Origin of the sequence: Novosphingobium sp. TCA1, assembly GCF_009811895.1 — a bacterium.
In the GTDB taxonomy this organism is placed as follows: domain Bacteria; phylum Pseudomonadota; class Alphaproteobacteria; order Sphingomonadales; family Sphingomonadaceae; genus Novosphingobium; species Novosphingobium panipatense_A.
Map to the genome: position 1 here is coordinate 1 of NZ_BLJH01000131.1, position 600 is coordinate 600.

The following is a 600-nucleotide window of genomic DNA, read 5'->3' on the forward strand; positions in this document are numbered from 1 at the left end:
TCGATCAGCCAGTCCGCCGCGTTTAACGGCCGACTCAACATAATTCCACGCTCTACATAGTTCGGCTTATGTTGAGCTCGACATAACCCGTAAAGGGTGTCGTCATCGGCATAGAGTTCGCTGACCAGCCACACCGCACGGCCCGTGGGATTGAACAGGCGGACCAGCGGAAACGGATCGAAACGCGGGTTGCGCACGCAATGCTCGAAGTTGGCCGCGAGCAGCGAGCGGATGCCGGGGGACAGCAGCTTCATGACACCGCCCTCCCCTCATCGATTCGCGAATCCGGCTCCGTCAGTCCATCGCTGTCCATTCGCGGATCGGTGCCCGGCTCAAGCGCCGCGCCCAGCCCGAGACCTGCCGCGATATCCTCCGCCACTTCGGCATCGGCTACGGCATGGCGCGCCAGCAGCCAGTCCGCCGCCTTGCTGGCCATCGAGGCGGCACGGAAGATCGCGCGGGCATCCTCGCGCAGGACTTCAAGCCATGCGCCGATGTAGTCGGCATGGCGCACGGTCGGCACGATGCCGAGCGAAGCACAGAGGAAGGCCGAACCCATTTCCGCATTGGGTCGGGAGGGTCGCGCCTCGATGAGGACAC

General features: G+C 64.2%; 2 protein-coding genes. Both read right to left on the reverse strand.

The window, feature by feature from the left end; all coding sequences use genetic code 11:
• The coding region (locus tag NTCA1_RS28380) for a DUF2958 domain-containing protein (RefSeq protein ID WP_159832510.1) at window positions 1–254 on the reverse strand (254 nt) is incomplete at its 3' end.
• Window positions 251–600: zincin-like metallopeptidase domain-containing protein (locus tag NTCA1_RS28965; protein WP_255490651.1), on the reverse strand; the 350-nt coding region annotated here is incomplete at its 5' end. The genes NTCA1_RS28965 and NTCA1_RS28380, both read right to left, overlap by 4 nt.